The 16,727-nt window shown below is 32.6% G+C and carries 14 protein-coding genes; 8 read left to right on the top strand and 6 right to left on the bottom strand.

The window, feature by feature from the left end:
* Positions 1-21: 21 nt before the first annotated feature.
* Both A8975_RS00260 and dinB read right to left on the bottom strand, forming a co-directional pair.
* Positions 22-960 carry a hypothetical protein gene (locus A8975_RS00260; RefSeq protein ID WP_134198269.1) on the bottom strand — a complete coding sequence of 313 codons (939 nt, stop codon included), beginning with the start codon at positions 958-960 and terminating at the stop codon, positions 22-24.
* Positions 961-1,126: 166 nt separating this feature from the next.
* Positions 1,127-2,236 (bottom strand): DNA polymerase IV, encoded by a 1,110-nt coding sequence (dinB, locus tag A8975_RS00255; protein WP_134198268.1) that lies wholly within the window; start codon positions 2,234-2,236, stop codon positions 1,127-1,129.
* Between the two features lie 90 nt (positions 2,237-2,326).
* On the opposite strand from dinB, the gene A8975_RS00250 reads away from it, so the two are divergent.
* Together A8975_RS00250 and A8975_RS00245 are read left to right on the top strand one after the other, a co-directional pair.
* Entirely contained in the window at positions 2,327-2,800 is a 474-nt protein-coding gene (locus tag A8975_RS00250) for a CYTH domain-containing protein (RefSeq protein WP_134198267.1), read from the top strand.
* Positions 2,797-3,336, top strand: a complete 540-nt coding sequence (locus A8975_RS00245) for a YciI family protein (RefSeq protein WP_134198266.1) — start codon at positions 2,797-2,799, stop codon at positions 3,334-3,336. The genes A8975_RS00250 and A8975_RS00245 overlap by 4 nt, the downstream gene beginning before the upstream one ends.
* Positions 3,337-3,398: 62 nt before the next feature.
* Here the strand turns inward: A8975_RS00245 and A8975_RS00240 are convergent, their stop codons facing one another.
* From A8975_RS00240 to A8975_RS00230, 3 genes are all read right to left on the bottom strand, one after another.
* Positions 3,399-3,788, bottom strand: a complete 390-nt coding sequence (locus tag A8975_RS00240; protein ID WP_131506472.1) for a heavy-metal-associated domain-containing protein — start codon at positions 3,786-3,788, stop codon at positions 3,399-3,401.
* Positions 3,789-3,964: 176 nt separating this feature from the next.
* On the bottom strand, positions 3,965-6,022 hold the full coding sequence (locus tag A8975_RS00235) for a M16 family metallopeptidase (protein WP_134198265.1): 2,058 nt from the start codon (positions 6,020-6,022) through the stop codon (positions 3,965-3,967).
* 22 nt (positions 6,023-6,044) lie between these two features.
* A complete protein-coding gene (locus tag A8975_RS00230; RefSeq protein WP_131506474.1) occupies positions 6,045-7,373 on the bottom strand; it encodes a M16 family metallopeptidase in 1,329 nt (442 codons plus the stop codon).
* A 187-nt stretch (positions 7,374-7,560) separates the two neighbouring features.
* Between A8975_RS00230 and A8975_RS00225 the strand changes: the two genes are divergently transcribed.
* The 6 genes from A8975_RS00225 to A8975_RS00200 all read left to right on the top strand — a co-directional run bounded on the left by A8975_RS00225 (position 7,561) and on the right by A8975_RS00200 (position 14,796).
* Entirely contained in the window at positions 7,561-8,016 is a 456-nt protein-coding gene (locus A8975_RS00225) for a DUF4199 domain-containing protein (RefSeq protein ID WP_134198264.1), read from the top strand.
* Positions 8,017-8,098: 82 nt separating this feature from the next.
* Positions 8,099-8,764, top strand: coding sequence for a 50S ribosomal protein L21 (gene rplU / locus A8975_RS00220; RefSeq protein WP_129759896.1), 666 nt, complete (start codon positions 8,099-8,101; stop codon positions 8,762-8,764).
* A gap of 42 nt (positions 8,765-8,806) precedes the next feature.
* On the top strand, positions 8,807-9,067 hold the full coding sequence (gene rpmA / locus A8975_RS00215; protein WP_129759897.1) for a 50S ribosomal protein L27: 261 nt from the start codon (positions 8,807-8,809) through the stop codon (positions 9,065-9,067).
* Positions 9,068-9,208: 141 nt separating this feature from the next.
* The gene (locus A8975_RS00210) at positions 9,209-10,783 is read left to right on the top strand and encodes a tetratricopeptide repeat protein (protein WP_134198263.1); all 1,575 of its coding nucleotides are present in this window, start codon (positions 9,209-9,211) and stop codon (positions 10,781-10,783) included.
* 157 nt (positions 10,784-10,940) lie between these two features.
* Positions 10,941-13,778 carry a TonB-dependent receptor gene (locus tag A8975_RS00205; protein ID WP_134198262.1) on the top strand — a complete coding sequence of 946 codons (2,838 nt, stop codon included), beginning with the start codon at positions 10,941-10,943 and terminating at the stop codon, positions 13,776-13,778.
* Positions 13,779-13,782: 4 nt separating this feature from the next.
* Positions 13,783-14,796 (top strand): phytase, encoded by a 1,014-nt coding sequence (locus tag A8975_RS00200; protein ID WP_134198261.1) that lies wholly within the window; start codon positions 13,783-13,785, stop codon positions 14,794-14,796.
* Positions 14,797-14,860: 64 nt separating this feature from the next.
* Here the strand turns inward: A8975_RS00200 and A8975_RS00195 are convergent, their stop codons facing one another.
* Positions 14,861-16,633 carry a MutS-related protein gene (locus A8975_RS00195; protein WP_134198260.1) on the bottom strand — a complete coding sequence of 591 codons (1,773 nt, stop codon included), beginning with the start codon at positions 16,631-16,633 and terminating at the stop codon, positions 14,861-14,863.
* Positions 16,634-16,727 lie beyond the last annotated feature (94 nt).

The following is a 16,727-nucleotide window of genomic DNA, read 5'->3' as shown; positions in this document are numbered from 1 at the left end:
ACACGTTGTTACCAGTAGTTTTTATTTAAAAAAACCTAATTCTTTCAGAACTGTGAGTTTTTTTAATTCAAAAAGTTCATTCGGATAATTACCATATAAAACCTTAACCTTTCCATTTTTAATCTCATAATAAGGTTCAGGGTATTTTTCTTTTATTAATTCCAAATTCTCTTCTTTAAACTCAAATTCCATTGGTTTTTCAAATTCAATTTTTCTTGGCTTTATGTGAAATGTTGAATCAATTTTTCTATAGATATAAGGATTATATGGCGAAGCCCATTTTCCGTCAATAGTTTTATATAAATTGTGATATTGATATTTGACATGAATTAACTCACCACAATAATCAGCAACATATATTAATACATTTTCAAAATCGCTATATTTTTTTATAGAAAAATGGTCATACGAAATAAAACTTATTGTATCTTTAGGATAATCACCATGCAAATTTTCAAGGATTTTATATTTAGCATCATACTTTGAATCCATTGAGATTATATTGCAATAATAAACGTCATCAGCAGGTTCTACATTTATTTTTTTTCCAATAAACGCATAAAGCATTTTAGGTTTTTCTTTGCAAGGAATATATTCAGTGCAAACTTTTGGTTTTAATTCAATTCTTATACTATCTCTTTTAGCCAAATCTGAAACAAGATATGATTCAGTTATGTGTTGCGGAGATTTGAAAAATAATGAGTCAGTCAATTTTACCTTTATTTTAAAATTTCCATTTTCATCTGCTGTCACAAATAAATCTTTGTTTTTAGTAATTTCTGAATGTCTATTGTATTTTGGTAAATCTGCTGAAAAATATTTTGAAAGTGTATCGTTAACTGAAATTCTAACTCTATTCCTGTTTTTAGTAGTATCAATTGCAACTCCCTTGATTATAACTTTTTGCCCAAAAGTAATTGAACTGAAAAGCAGGAAAATTAGGACTAAAATGTTTTTCATGAATTTTACATTTTGATTTTCAAATTTAATGTTGAATTACGTTTACTAAAAACTAAAATGAGCGAGTATGTCTTTTGACTGAGTAAATGATAAAGATATGGATAGTTTTAATCATCAATATCACAGTTAAACTAAGGTCGATATTTTTTTGATAAATTCAAATACCTTAAAACTCAAACTGCAATTGTACACTCACTGCTTTTTCGGGTGTTTTTACAGTGCTTTTTTTAGAAGTTTCAGTGTTTAAATTAGATAATGAAATACCCAATAAACGTACCGAATTGCTTAACTTGTCTTGGTATAATAAATCTTTAGCAGTCTCTAAAATAATACTCTTATCACTAATAAAATAAGGTAAGGTTTTACTACGTGTTTGTAGTGTAAAATCGCTGTATTTTATTTTTAAGGTTACAGTTTTTCCAGCAACTGAGCTTTTGTTTAAACGTCGTGCTACTTCTTCAGCAATATGGTCTAGTTTTTCAAGCATAAACACTTCAGAAGACAGGTTTTCACTAAAGGTGCGTTCAGCAGCTAAAGATTTTCTGGTTCTATTTGGCTTTACTTCGCTGTTATGAATGCCTCTAACCACATAGTAATAGTAACGCCCAGATTTGCCAAAATGTGCATCTAGATATTCCAGCGATTTTGCTTTTAAATCTTTTCCTGTAAAAATGCCTTTTTGGTACATTTTTTCGGCAGTAACTTTACCAACACCATAAAATTTTCTAATGTCTAGAGCTTCTAAAAACTCAAGCACTTCTTCAGGATTCACGGTTTTTTGTCCGTTAGGTTTATTGTAATCGCTAGCTACTTTTGCAATAAATTTATTGATAGAAATTCCTGCAGAAGCAGTTAAGCCAACTTCATTAAAAATACGTTGCCTTATATCTTTAGCAATAAGTGTTGCGCTTGGGTGTCCTTTTTTGTTTTGGGTAACATCAAGATAAGCTTCATCAAGCGATAACGGTTCTACCAAATCGGTATAATCATGAAAAATTTTCCTGATTTTTTTAGAAATTTCATGGTAGCGATCAAAACGCGGACGCACAAAAATAAGCTCAGGACAAAGACGTCTTGCTTTAACACCACTCATAGCACTTCTTACACCAAATGTTCTGGCTTCGTAGCTTGCAGCACTTACAACACCACGTTTACTACTACCACCAACAGCAATGGGTTTACCTTTTAATTCAGGATTGTCCATTTGCTCTACAGATGCATAAAAAGCATCCATATCTACATGAATAATCTTTCGTATTGGTAAATCGTTTTGCATAGTGTAAATTTACTAATTCCTGCGAAGGCAGGAATCTCAAAATTTGTATTTTAAAGCGTGAATTGATATCCTGCTCATTTAGTCAAAACTATGATTGAAATAGAACGTAAATTTTTAGTAACTTCTCATGCGTTTAAAAACCAAGCGTATTCAAAAATGCATATAGTACAAGGGTTTTTAAATACTGACAAAGCACGAACAGTTAGAGTAAGACTCAAAGGTGATAAAGGTGTATTGACTGTAAAAGGACCATCTACAAGTGATGGATTATCGCGTTTTGAATGGGAAAAAGACATCGATAAAACAGATGCTGAAGCGCTTTTAAAACTCTGCGAAAAAGGAGTGATTGACAAAATGCGTTATGAGATTAAAGTTGCACAACATATCTTTGAAGTTGATGAATTTTTTGGAGATAATGAAGGCTTAATTATTGCCGAAGTTGAACTAAGCTCCAAAGATGAACATTTTGAAAAACCCGATTGGTTAGGAGAAGAAGTAACAGGAGACATTAAATATTATAATTCACAAATAAGCAAAAAACCATACAACACCTGGAAGTTATGAAAAGACTAATACCATTGTGCGTTGTAGCATTATTATATGTTGCATGCAAAGAAGAGCCTAAACAAACCACTACTGAGATAGAAGAACCTTTTGAAGCTGTTGAGGACTCAACCCTAATTGAAGTAGAGGAAGAGGTAACACCTGAAAAGTCTATTAGTGAGTTAAAAAATGAACTTACTGCAAAAGGGTTTAAGACCTTTGATTATGTTGATGAAAAGACGCAAGACACTATAATCATGCAACAGTATTTTATTGCTTTTTTAAAGCGAGGTACAATACGAAATCAAAATGAAGAGGAAGCTGCAATTTTACAGGAAGAGCATTTAGCACATTTACAAAAAATGTACGATTTAGGTTATGCTGATATTTCAGGACCTTTTGGTGACGATGGAGATATAAGAGGTATTACCATATATAATGTGCCAACACAAAAAATGGCCGACAGTTTAGCAAATGCTGATCCAATGGTACAAGCAGGACGACTGGAAATTGAAATCCATCCTTGGTGGGCAGCAAAAGGGTTTCCTTTACGATAATAAAAAAAGCCACTCATTTTTGAGTGGCTTTTTTATTTAATTGTAGTTAGTAACTAACCTTTTTATTTGTTTGAGAACGATTCAACCGTTTTCATGTTATTAACTTTATACATATCACCAGCTTTAGTAACCGCTTCTTCTAAAGAGCTTGTGGTAACTTTAGCTTCGTCATATTCAACCATTGCTAAATGCTTGTCAAAATCTACAGTAGCAGATTTTACACCTTCCATTTTAGCAAGTTTCTTTTCGATGGTTTTTGCACAACCAATAGCACATGTCATTCCTTCAATACCAAACTCAGCTTTTGCGTAAGTAGCATTTGGGTCCAACTTTACTGAAGTTTCTTCAACATTGGTATCAACAGTTTTAACTTCAGGTTTTGCATCGTTTTTACAAGACACTATAAAAAGTGCTAAAACAGAGACAACTAATATATTTTTTATTGTTTTCATAATGAATTAAATTTTTCTCCTTTAGGGTATTTAGTGAATTTTAATTTGAAACAAATCTAATAAATATTGCTGTTTTTAGTGAAATAATTAACGAATTTTGTGATTTACAGTAGTATTGCATAAAAAAAACCGAAGTGTATACACTTCGGTTTTTAAAAAATTATTTAAAGACTTAATTAGTCAAAATCAGCATCAGATACACCTTCGTTGATTTTAACTTCTTTAAGTTTAAACTCAATAACTTGTCCCATTTGACTTCCAGATCTAACTCCAGGAAACTTCAATCCTTCAATTAACTGGTAATCTTTTAAATCGGTTTCTTGGCTTTGAGTTTGACCTTGCATATTAGTTGTTTGAATCTCTTTTACTTTTAATCCAGTTTCAACATCATAAAAATACGCTAGAGAAATTACTTCTCCTGAAACCTCAACTCTATAAGCATCTTTACCATCAATAGACTCAATTCCAGCTAATTTTACATTATCAGCATTAAGCATATTTAATTCTGGGAATAAACCAGCCATAATGCTCATGTCTTTAGCCATATTTTCTGGTAATGGGTTTTTGTTCATTGTAACTTTTTCTTGAGTCATTACAACAGCCATCATAGGGCTACCATTCATAGAAATGCTTTGAGAAGCTTTTCCATCAAGACGTTTTTCTTCACTTACAATAGTTGCTCCCATTGCTGATGCTTCGTAAGAGACTAATATAGAGTTAGTAGATTCAATTTTTGCTTTTCCACCTACAGCTTCTAAATAGTCATTAATAACTTTTTTAGCATCTACACCTTCAGGCATTGCTACATCATAGTTTGGTTTTTCAACAGGGTTTGCATATGCATCGTAATATTTAATTGGAATACCTGTTTTTTCAAGGTTTTCTAAAACATCACTTCCTTTACCTACAACTACTACACGAGCATTTTCAGTTTTAAAGTATTTGTTAGATACTCTTTGTACATCTTCAACAGTTACATCGTTGATTTTTTGAAGATAAGTAGTATAGAAATCTTTAGGTAAGTTGTTTAACTTAATGTTTAAAGCATAGTTAGCCACAGTTTGTGGTTGCTCTAATCCCATAATAAAGTTACCAACATATTTTGCCTTAGCGTCTCTAAGTGTTTGTGGGTCTACAGGTTCAGTTTTAATACGATTGATTTCTTTTAATGCTTCAACTACAGCACTGTCAGTTACCATGTTTCTAACTTTAGCAGAAGCGTTGAAACGTCCTAAACCATATCTACTAGCTCCAAGACTAGAGTAAGCACCATAAGTATATCCATGCTCTTCACGAAGGTTTTTAAACAGATAACCTTCTCCACCACCTCCTAAGATGTTGTTTGCAATTAAAGCTGCATGATAATCTTTATCATTCATTTTTAAATCAACATTGTTAGTTACAGTAATGCTTGATTGTGTAGCTGTTGGGAAATCCACAAAATTGATTTGAGTGTATTGCGCATTAGGTGCAGCAGGAAGGACTTTATTAGAAACGTCAATAGATTTTTCCCATCCATTAAAGTGAGCTTCAATTTGCTTTTTAATAGTTCTGTAGTCAATATCACCTATAACAACTAAATAAGCGTTGTTAGGATTAAAATACTTTTCATAAAAAGCAACTACATCTCCAAAAGTTATATTGTTAATAGTTTCTTCTGTTATGTATTCACCATAAGCATGATTTTTTCCATAAGCTAATACGTTACGTACACGACTACTAATAGCGTCAATACTTTTTTCTTCTTGTTTTAGGCTTTCAATTAGTTTTACTTTTTCTTTTTCAAACTCCTCTTCAGTTAATAAAGGATTAATTGCAGCATCTGCCATTAATTCTAAAACACGATCAGAATATTTTGATAAAGAGCTAGCGAATCCACCACTAAACCCAAAGTTAAGACTAGCACCTAAAAAGTCTATTTCTTCATTAAACTCATCTTTAGAAATAGAAGTAGTACCATTTCCTAACATGCTTCCTAAGATGCTTTCTACACCTGCTTTTTGACCAGTAGCTATTGGGTTGTTGTCAATACGTAATGAATACGATACTCTTGGTAATTTATGATTTTCAACAACCAATACTTTTAATCCGTTTTTTAATTCAAACTCACTAGGAACTTCCAACGAAATTTTTGGTTCTGGTCCTGCTTTAGGTGGTTTAGAACGGTCTATTTGAGCAGTAACACTTACTGTCACAAAAAACAGTACAATTAATACAGATAGTTTTGTTTTCATGTTATTATATATCGTTTTCATCTTAGTTTTCGTCTTTTTGAGGTAAGTATTCCAATTCTACACGCTGATTAGGGCTAAGATATTTTTTTGCCACATCACGAATTTCTTCTCTAGTAATTGATCTGTAAATATCAATTTCTTTATTGATTAAATTTACATCTCCATAAAGTAGGTAGTATGTAGCTAATGAGCTTGCAATACCTGCAATACTTGAGTTAGAGTTTACAAATTGATTTTCAAATTGATTGATAAGTTTTTGGTAATCACGCTCAGAGATTAATTCAGTTTGCATTACAGCAATTTCCTCATCCATTTCAGTTAAAAGTGTTGTTAAATCAACTTCTCCTAATGGAATAGCAAATAAAGCAAATACACTGTAATCCATTTGACCAAGGTTTACAGCTTGTACAGCTAAAGCTTGTTTTTGTTCGTCAACTAGCTTTTTGTACAATACAGAACTTTTCCCTCCACTTAAGTAAGAAGAAATCATGTCTAAAACATAAGCATCTCTTGTTCCAAAACCAGGAGTTCTATAAGTAGCTATAATTGCTGGTACTTGAATGTTTTTGTCAAATGCTTGAGCTTTGATAGTCTCAGTAATTGGAGTTTCTTTGGGGAAGTTTCTTACTACTTCAGGACCTCTTTTTACTTCACTAAAATAATCGCTAACCATTTTCTTGGTTTTATTAATGTCAATGTCTCCAGCAACAACTAAAACCGCATTATTTGGTCCATAATAATCTTTGAAATACTGATTAAACTCTTCTAATGTAGAAGCGTCTAAATCTTCCATGTAGCCAATATTAGGGTCTTTGTATGGGTGAACTTTAAACAAGTTTGATCCAATAGCCTCTAAAATTCCACCATAAGGAGCATCATAACGTTGGCGTTTTTCTTCTTTTACAACTTCGTTTTGAGTATCAACACCTACTTGGTCAATAACTGGATGAAGCATTCTTTCAGACTCTAACCATAACCCTAACTCCAATTTATTTGAAGGAAAAATTTCATAGTAGTACGTTCTGTCTTGAGAAGTATTAGCATTAAATGTACCACCATTTGCAGGAATAATTTTCATAAATTCCCCACGCTCAATGTTTTCAGACCCTTCAAATAAAAGGTGCTCAAAAAAGTGTGCAAACCCTGTACGAGGTGCATCAGGAGTTCCTCCAACATCTTTTCCACCTACGTTGTACATAACTGAGGTGATAACAACTGGAGCAGTATTATCTTGATGCAAAATAACGTGTAATCCGTTATCTAGATCAAATTCTTCAAATTCAACTTCTTGTGCAGATGTAGCAAAACCAGCTAATACAAATGCAGCTAAAGTAAATAAGCTTTTTTTCATTGTGAGTTTGTTTTTAGTTTATAATATAAATTGTAAGTCTTCGAGTTGCGAAAAATGTTACAAGTTTCACAAAAATAGTAAATCATACTACGCATTGTGTGAAATAAATGTAAAAAAGAGGCATAAAATTATTTATATACGCAAATTTTCACGAAATTTAAAGGACTTGATTTCAAACATTTATATTATGAAAACATCTTTATCGGTAGCATTAAAATATGGAATTTTTATTGCGGTAACTTTAATAGCCTATTTTTTGTTTGTAAGATTGTTTAATCTTCATGAGAATATTTGGTTAAGACTTTTTAATGGGCTTATTATGGCCACAGGTATTTATTACGGCATAAAATATTATAAGTTATCTGTTAGTGACAGCTTTACTTATATTGACGGTTTTAAAACAGGATTAATAACAGGTTTTGTAGGAACAGTTTTATTTACAGCTTTTATGGCTATTTACATGTTTCATATAGACCCAAAATTTACTGAAACGCTTTTAGGAGAATGGTTTAGTAACTATGGAGAAGGCACTGGAATTTTAGTGTTTATTATCTTAATTGAAGGATTGGCTTCAACCGTTGTGCTCACCTTAACATTCATGCAATTACTCAAAAAAAGCTATAATATCTCTCAAAAAGCATAAAAGGTTTGTAGATTAAAGATTTAGGCGTATATTTGCACTCATTTTTGAGTAAAATTATTAACACAAACTTAAACGTTACGCTATGTACGCAATTGTAGAGATAGCAGGGCATCAATTTAAAGTTGAAAAAGACCAAAAAGTTTTTGTTAACCGTTTAGCAACAGAAGAAGGTGAGAAAGTTTCTTTCGATAACGTTCTTTTAATTGGTGATGGTAACAATGTAACTGTAGGCGCCCCAGCTATAGACGGAGCTCAAGTAGGAGCAAAAGTCGTTAAGCACCTAAAAGGTGATAAAGTTATTGTTTTCAAAAAGAAAAGAAGAAAAGGTTACCGTGTAAAAAATGGTCACAGACAAGCCTTATCTGAAATCGTTATTGAAAGCATCGTAGCTTCAGGAGCTAAGCCAGCTAAAAAAGCTGAGAAAGCTGCTCCAAAAAAAGAAACTAAAAAAGCTGAACCTAAAGTAGAAGCTAAAGCTGCACCAAAAAAAGCAGCAGGAAAAGCTGACGATTTAAAGAAAATCGAAGGTATTGGTCCAAAAATCGCTGAAACTTTAATTGAAGCTGGTATTGCAACTTATGCAGATTTAGCTAAAGCTAAACCAGAGCAAATTTCAGAAATCATCGCAGACGTTCGTGGTAGTCATGTACCAGACACTTGGCCAAAGCAAGCTAAATTAGCAGCTGATGGGAAATGGGATGAATTAAAAGAATTACAAGACAAATTAGATGGTGGTATAGAAAAATAATTTCTGTATCATTTAATATTAACAATATAAAACCTTAATACAATGGCTCATAAAAAAGGAGTAGGTAGTTCCAAGAACGGTAGAGAATCAGAATCGAAACGATTAGGTGTTAAGATTTTTGGTGGTCAAGCTGCTGTAGCTGGAAACATCATCGTAAGACAAAGAGGTACAGCTCACAATCCAGGAGAGAATGTGTATGCTGGGAAAGACCACACTTTACACGCTAAAGTAGATGGTATTGTAAAGTTTGAAAAGAAAAAAGGTGGTAAATCTTACGTTTCTGTAGAACCTTTCGAGGCTTAAGAAACAGTTCTTTTAAAAAATTAAAGCGGCTAGATGTATTTCTAAGCCGCTTTTTTATTTCATAACATTAACATCATACAAACAATAAGTTTGGGTAACACTTGTAGCGTTTCTTTATAGGTTTATAAAATAGTTTGCATTTTGTCTACTTATAAACAAACCATTACAATATTTGCTTTTTTTATATCTGTGTCTCTTTGTGCTCAAATGTCAATCAATACTACAAATGAGATCGACACTAAGTTATATGATTTAAAAAAGGAACTTGAGTTGGCTAAAACCAGTTCCAACACTTCAAAAACAGCACAGGTGCATGTTAAACTAGGAGATTTTTTCAGTCGCTTAGAACTCTATAGTGAAGCGATAAAGAACTATCAAGCGTATCTTGATATTCATAAAACTAAAGATTCAGGACTGGTTTATATTCAAAATGCACTTTCAACAATAAACCTTGATTTAAAAAAGTATAGTGAAGCCAACAAGTATGCGCAAAATAGCTTAACAATTTCTGAAGACATAAATTACTCAAGAGGAAAAGCAAAAGCAAATGCTTTGTTGGGTAGTGTGGCAGAAAAACAAGGTAATTATGAAAAGGCTTTAGAATTTCAAAAGTTAAGTCTTTCTATTTTTAATGTGCTAAATGACAGTACAGGTTTAGCAAGCACCAATGAAAATATTGGAAGCATTTATGAAGATTTAGAGCAGTATGACTTAGCATATCAATATTTTAAAACTGCAAATACATTTGCTAAGAATAGTGAAATCGACCTTCAAATTAACATCATTAATAACCTTGGTGATGTCAATCGTAAAACAGGTAATTATAGTAAAGCGCTTGGGTATACTGAGCAAGCTTTAATGCTAGCTCAAAAAACTAATAATGAATCTCAAATAGAAAGTGCTTTAAAAGATTTAGCAAGAACTTATGCTGATTTGGGAGATTATGAAAAAGCATACAGTTACCTTAATAACCAAAGCATAGTTAACGAACAAGAACTTAGACAAAACAATGCCGAAATAGTAAGTGCAATGCAAGTACTATATGAGGTAAAAGAAAAAGAAGCCGAAGTTAAACTTCTAAACAAGCAAAACCAGATTAATAAAGTAAGGCAGTATATTATCTTAACTATTACTGGAGCCATTATTTTAGCACTTATAGTTGGTTTTTTGTACTGGAAAAAGAGACGAAAACACGAGAAACACATTTTAGAATATCAACAACAGTTGCTACAAGCCGATTTAGACAAAAAAACAGCCGAAGAACAAGCTCTAAAACGCGAAATAGATATAAAAGTATCTTCGTTAACTAATTATAGTTTACACATTGCGCATAAAAACAAAATGCTTTCTGATGTTTCAAAAACACTTACCAAATTAAAAGGAAGAAATAGTGAGCTAGTAAAAACCAAATTACAGGAACTAGCAAGTGAAATTGAAGCTGACTTAAACAATAATAATGAGTGGACAGAACTTATGGGTTATTTTGGTCAAATTCATCCAGCGTTTTTTAAAATTTTAAAACAATCTGCTTTAGAAAAGTTGTCGTCTTCTGAAATGCGCTTATGCTTATTACTAAGATTAAATTTATCATCTAAAGAAATCGCAGAGATACTTCGTATTACTTCTGATAGCGTTAGAATTGCTCGATACAGACTAAGAAAAAAAATGCCATTAGACTCCAAAGACGATTTGCAAGCCTACTTACTCAATTTATAGGAAATGTTTTCCAAATCTTTATCGAGTGTTAAGTAATTGTAAATGTTGCTATGTTTTATAGTTGTTTTTCAAGGGTTAGTTACTATTTGTTAACACATTCTAAAGCTACAAAACATGGCTTAGGTCTAGTTTTGTCTAAAACAAAATTAACCTATCAATGAAACATTTATTTACTTTACTATTATTTATATCTGTATCCTTTTATGGGTTTTCTCAGTCAGGAAATCTACAAGGTATTATAACAGATGACAACGGAATTACAGTTCCAGGAGCAACTGTAATGATTGAAGAGCTTAAAAAAGCTGTCGTTTCCGATTTTGACGGTAAATTTACTATGGTAGATATACCTGAAGGCACGTATAACCTTTTAATTAAATATTTGGGTTATGCCGATTTTAAGCAAGAAGTAACAGTGACTGCTTCTCAAACAACAGAATTGAACATTACACTAACTTCTAAAAGTACTGAGCTTGATGAAGTAGAAGTTGTGGCTTATGGTTTTGGAAGTCAAGCCAGAGCACTAAACACTCAAAAAAATAAAACAAACATTACTAATATTGTATCAACTGATCAAATTGGTAAATTCCCAGACGCTAATATTGGAGATGCTGTAAAGCGTATTCCTGGTATTACAATGCAGGTTGACCAAGGTGAAGCGCGTAACATTATTGTTCGTGGTCTTTCTCCTCAATTAAATTCAGTAACATTAAACGGAAGCAGAATTCCTTCGGCTGAAGGTGATAACCGTAACGTACAAATGGATTTAATTCCTTCAGACATGATCCAAACTATTGAAGTAAACAAAGCAGTTACTCCTGATATGGATGGAGATGCACTTGGTGGTTCGGTAAACCTTATTACAAAAACGTCACCTCAAGGATTCCGTTTATCTGCAACAGCAGGTTCTGGTATTAACTTTATTACTGACAAGAGAATTTTAAACGGATCTTTCTTAGTAGGAGATCGTAGCAAAAACAATAAGTTCGGATGGATGGTTTCAGCATCTATCAACGATAACGACTTTGGAAGTGACAATGTCGAAGCAGAGTGGACTGATGAGTTTGAGTTTAACAATGGAGATGAAGATAACCTTGAAGAAGTTGACGTAAACCCTTATGCAAACGTATTTGAAATTAGAGAGTATTTAGTACAACGTGTGCGTAGAAGTTTTTCAGCAAATTTAGATTATAAGTTAGATAAGAATAACACAGTTTACTTTAAATCTATCTATAACTGGAGAGACGATAGAGAAAACCGTTTTAGGCTAGAGCATGAAATTTTAGATGGAGAAGATATTGGAGCAGGAGATTTTTCGGTTGATGCTAATGGAAACTTAACGATGTTTCCTGTAGAAGCTAAGCGTCAATCAAAAGGAGGAATTGACAGCAAGCGAAATAAAAATGCAAGATTAGAAGACCAACGTATGCAAAACTACAGCTTAGGTGGTGAGCACTTGTTTGGTAAAGTTCAAATGGATTGGATGGCTTCGTTTTCAAAAGCTTCAGAAGAACGTTTAAATGAGCGTTATTTAGAGTATGAAAGTGAATATGCAGTTAACTTTAATAATAATCAAGACAAACCATTGTTTTCACCTGTAAGTGCAACTGATGCTAATTATGAAGATTTTGAGTTTGGTGAATTAACTGAAGAAAACCAATATACCGAAGAAAAAGACTTTAACTTATTTGTTAATGCACAAGTACCAATGTCTGTTGTAAACGGTAGGGATGGATTCTTAAAATTTGGAGCAAAAACCAGATTGAAAAACAAAAATCGTGAAAACGACTTTACAGAATATGGTGACGAGACTGGAGCTTTAGAGTTTTTAGGAATGGTGCCAACAAGAAACTATTCTGATTCTGATTTTCTTGCAGGTGGTCAATACCAAGTAGGTAATTTTGCAAGTCCTGAATTTTTAGGAGGTCTAAACTTAAATGACTCTAACTTGTTTGAAGCTGAAAACCTTCCAGAAGAATATATTACTGCAAACTTTGATGTAAACGAAAACGTATATGCTGGTTACGCAATGTTAAACCAAGATTTATCAGATAAGTTAAGCGTACTAGCAGGTGTAAGATTGGAGCATACTTCTATTGAAAGTGAAGGAAATGAACTTGAGTTTGATACTGAAGGTGATGTTTCAGGGATTAACGTTGTAAAAGACAAAAACTCATATACTAATATTTTACCAGGTGTTCATTTTAAGTATAACCTTAACGACAACACAATATTACGTTTTGCATGGACGAATACTTTGGCTAGACCTAATTATGTTGATTTAGTACCTTATAGAGAAATCAATAACGAAGACGAAGAAATTTTCTTAGGAAACTCTGAGTTAGACCCAACAACATCTATGAACTTTGATGTTATGGCTGAGCACTATTTTAAATCAGTAGGTATCATTTCAGGTGGATTATTCTATAAAGATATTCAAGATTTTGTGTACACTTTCCAAAGTGAAAACGAAGATGGATTCGAAGTATATCAACCATTAAATGGTGACGATGCATCAGTATTTGGAGCTGAGGTTTCTTTTCAACGTCGTTTAGATTTCCTTCCAGGATTTGCAAAGAACTTTAGTGTTTACTTAAACTATACGTACTTAACATCTAGTACAGATGGTATTCGTAATGAAGATGGTGAAGAGCGTACAGACTTAGATTTACCACAAACAGCACCTAACATGTTCAACGGTTCTTTAGGGTATGCAGGTAAAAACTTTAGTTTACGTTTATCAGCTAACTATTCTGATGCTTACATTGATGAAATTGGTGGAAATGCGTTTGAAGATAGATATTATGATGAGCAACTTTTCTTAGATTTTAATGCTAATGTTGCTATCAACAAAAACTTGAGCTTATACCTTAACATCAACAACATTACCAACCAACCGTTACGTTATTATCAAGGTGTAAGTAGTAGAACCATGCAAATGGAATACTACGAAAAGCGTTTAACATTTGGTTTAAAGTATGATTTGTTTAAGAAGTAAGAAGATGAAGAACACATTTATATTAGGCGCTATTGCTTTAGTACTGTTTTCTTGTGGAAACGGATTGCCAGAAGTGGCGCCAACACTAAAAACTGAAAAACTACCACACGATAGTGATGATCCAGCAATATGGATAAATCGTGAAAATCCTGAGCAAAGTATTGTCTTTGGAACCGATAAAGATGAGGTAAATGGAGGTGTTTATGCTTTTGATTTAGACGGAAAAATCATAAAAGAAAAAAGCCTTACAGGAGTTAGCTATCCTAATAACGTTGATATAGAATATGGTTTTAAATTGACTGATTCTACTGAAACAGATATTATGATGTTTACTGAAAGAGAGAAAAACCAAATCCGTTTATACTCAGTTCCAGATATGAAACCTTTAGATAATGGAGGTTATAAAGTATTTACTGATGAAACTAATATAGAAATGAAAAGACCTATGGGAATTTCAATCTATAAAAACCCAAAAACAGGTGAAGTTTCAGCATTTGTAAGCAGAAAAGCAGGACCAACTCAAGGTTATCTTTATCAATATGCTTTGGTAAGTGATTCATTGGGAGTACATGCTAATTTATTGAGAAAGCTAGGAACTTTTAGTGGACAAAAAGAAATTGAAGCTATTGCTGTTGACGATGCTTTAGGATATGTGTATTATTCTGATGAAGGTGTTGGAATTAGAAAATACCACGCTGATCCAAAACAAGGAGATAAAGAAATAGCATTGTTTGGCAGTGAATATTTTAAAGATGATATTGAAGGTATTGCTATAGCAACTTACGGTGGAGATAATGGATTTTTGATTGTGTCCAACCAGCAAGATCACAGCTTCAATATTTTTAAAAGAAGTGATAATAGTTTTGTTAAAACGATAAACTTAGGAACGATAGAAACCGATGGTTGCGATGTAGTAACAGAATCCCTTGGTAAAAAATTTCCAAACGGATTGTTTGTGTCTATGAATGATCAACAAGATTTTTTCTATCATGCCTTAGATTCTCTAAAGTTAAAATAATCGCTGAGTTATTTTTTTAAATTGATTAAGAGCCCTTTCCTAATTTTTTGGAAAGGGTTTTTTATTATACAATTTCCATCTTTTTCAATAAGAAACTCGCGTTCATGTTTTGGCAAACACCTTTCTTTAGTTTATAATCAAAAAAGAGTTCGTCATTTTTAATTTCGGCATCAAAGTAATAGTTTTTTACAGCTTCTAATTCGGTTTCAATTTCAGTAAGACTTAAATCGTGCGTTGCTATAATTCCTGTTGCCTTTTGACCCACTAATTTTTCTACAAACTTTCTTGAGCCAATGGCTTTATCTGTTGAATTGGTACCCTTTAAGATTTCATCTAAAATCACGAAATAGTTTTTGTCTTCAGCAATAGTGTCTACAATAAATTTTAGTCGTGTGAGCTCACTAAAAAAGTACGAACTATCATCTGTCAACGAATCTGTAGTGCGCATACTTGTAATGAGTTTAATCGGCTTGTATTTGCTTGTTTTAGCACAAATAGGCAAACCAACATTTGCCATAACAATGTGCAACGCAACGGTTCTTAAAAACGTACTCTTGCCTGCCATATTTGCGCCTGTTACAATAAAGAATTGCTCTTGTAACAATTCTAAATCGCTATCAATTCGTTTTTCAGCATTTAGTAAAGGATGTCCTAAACTTTCTGCTTTAATTGTAATATTTTCTGAAGTAATTTCAGGATAACTAAAGTCTTGATGATTGTAAGCGTAGTTACCTAAAGTGTTGTACGCATCAAAAAACGTCACCACTTCAAACCAATCCTCAACCTTGTGCGCATACTTGATTATCCATTGCTCTATGCGATACGTTTGCCTTATATCCCAAAGCAAATACCCATTTCCAAAAATGGCTGAGATAAAGTTATTTCGGTTATCTAAGGCGTCTAAAGCTTTTGAGAATTTTGTAAATATTTGTGAGGCTTTTTCACCTTCAGACTGTATTTTTTGTTGCTGTTGTTGCAATAACTCAGACTGAAATTCTTTCTGTTCAATTTCTTTCAGTAATAAAGCATATTGCCTAAAGGTGTCTTTAGCTTTTTCGGTGTTTTGGGCAACATTATTGATTGATTTTAAAAATCTTCCAGTAATCGCTAAGCCTAAAAGCAACCAATATCCAGCATATTTTATTGGAATAATTTCAGTAAATCCTAAGACCAAAAGCGCTACTGAAGCTACACTAAAACCTATTGTGAACCAATATAATGTTGCGTTTAAAAATGGTTTGTAACCCTTTAGCCATTCAATAATAGATTTTGCAGAATGTTCCACTTTTACACCTTGCGCTACACCAGAATAGTATTGCCTCCATTCAGGCTCATCAGCTAATTCTTTAATCGCATTTTGTCGTGCTTCAATATTAGTAATATCGTTTTCCAACAAACAATTAACAAGTGATTGTGTACCTTCATTTATAGTTGTTCTGTTGATGTACTGAAAGAAAGAACCTCTTCCAAACAAATCGATATCTAAACTATAGGCATGAGCAGGATTTTGAAATACTTTTCCATCTGCTCTATCATAAAAATCACCTGAGGCTATTTTAATTTCATCTTCATTAATAGTGGCTAATCGTTTGTGTAGTTCGCGTTTGGTTTTAAGATCTGTATATCTAGACAATAAAAACAGAAATACAGCAATACCAATCACAGCTATAATTGCTGCAACTTGCCAATTTTGATAGGTTAGATAGACGCCAAAAATTGTTACGCAAAAAGTCGATAACCTTAAAACACTAAACAAACTCATTTTTTTATAAATGCGTTTTGATTCTGATTTATGCTGCTCTAACTGAGTTCTGTAAAATTTATTTGGGTCTTGCATTTAAAATTTTTATTCAAAATAAAATCCCAAGATATAAATTTACCTTGGGATTTTTTGATTTTATATAAGTTTGAAGACTTCGACAAGCTAAGTC

The sequence above is a fragment of the Meridianimaribacter flavus genome, assembly GCF_004366715.1.
GTDB lineage: Bacteria > Bacteroidota > Bacteroidia > Flavobacteriales > Flavobacteriaceae > Gaetbulibacter_B > Gaetbulibacter_B jejuensis.
This window is presented reverse-complemented; position numbering and strand designations above follow the sequence as displayed.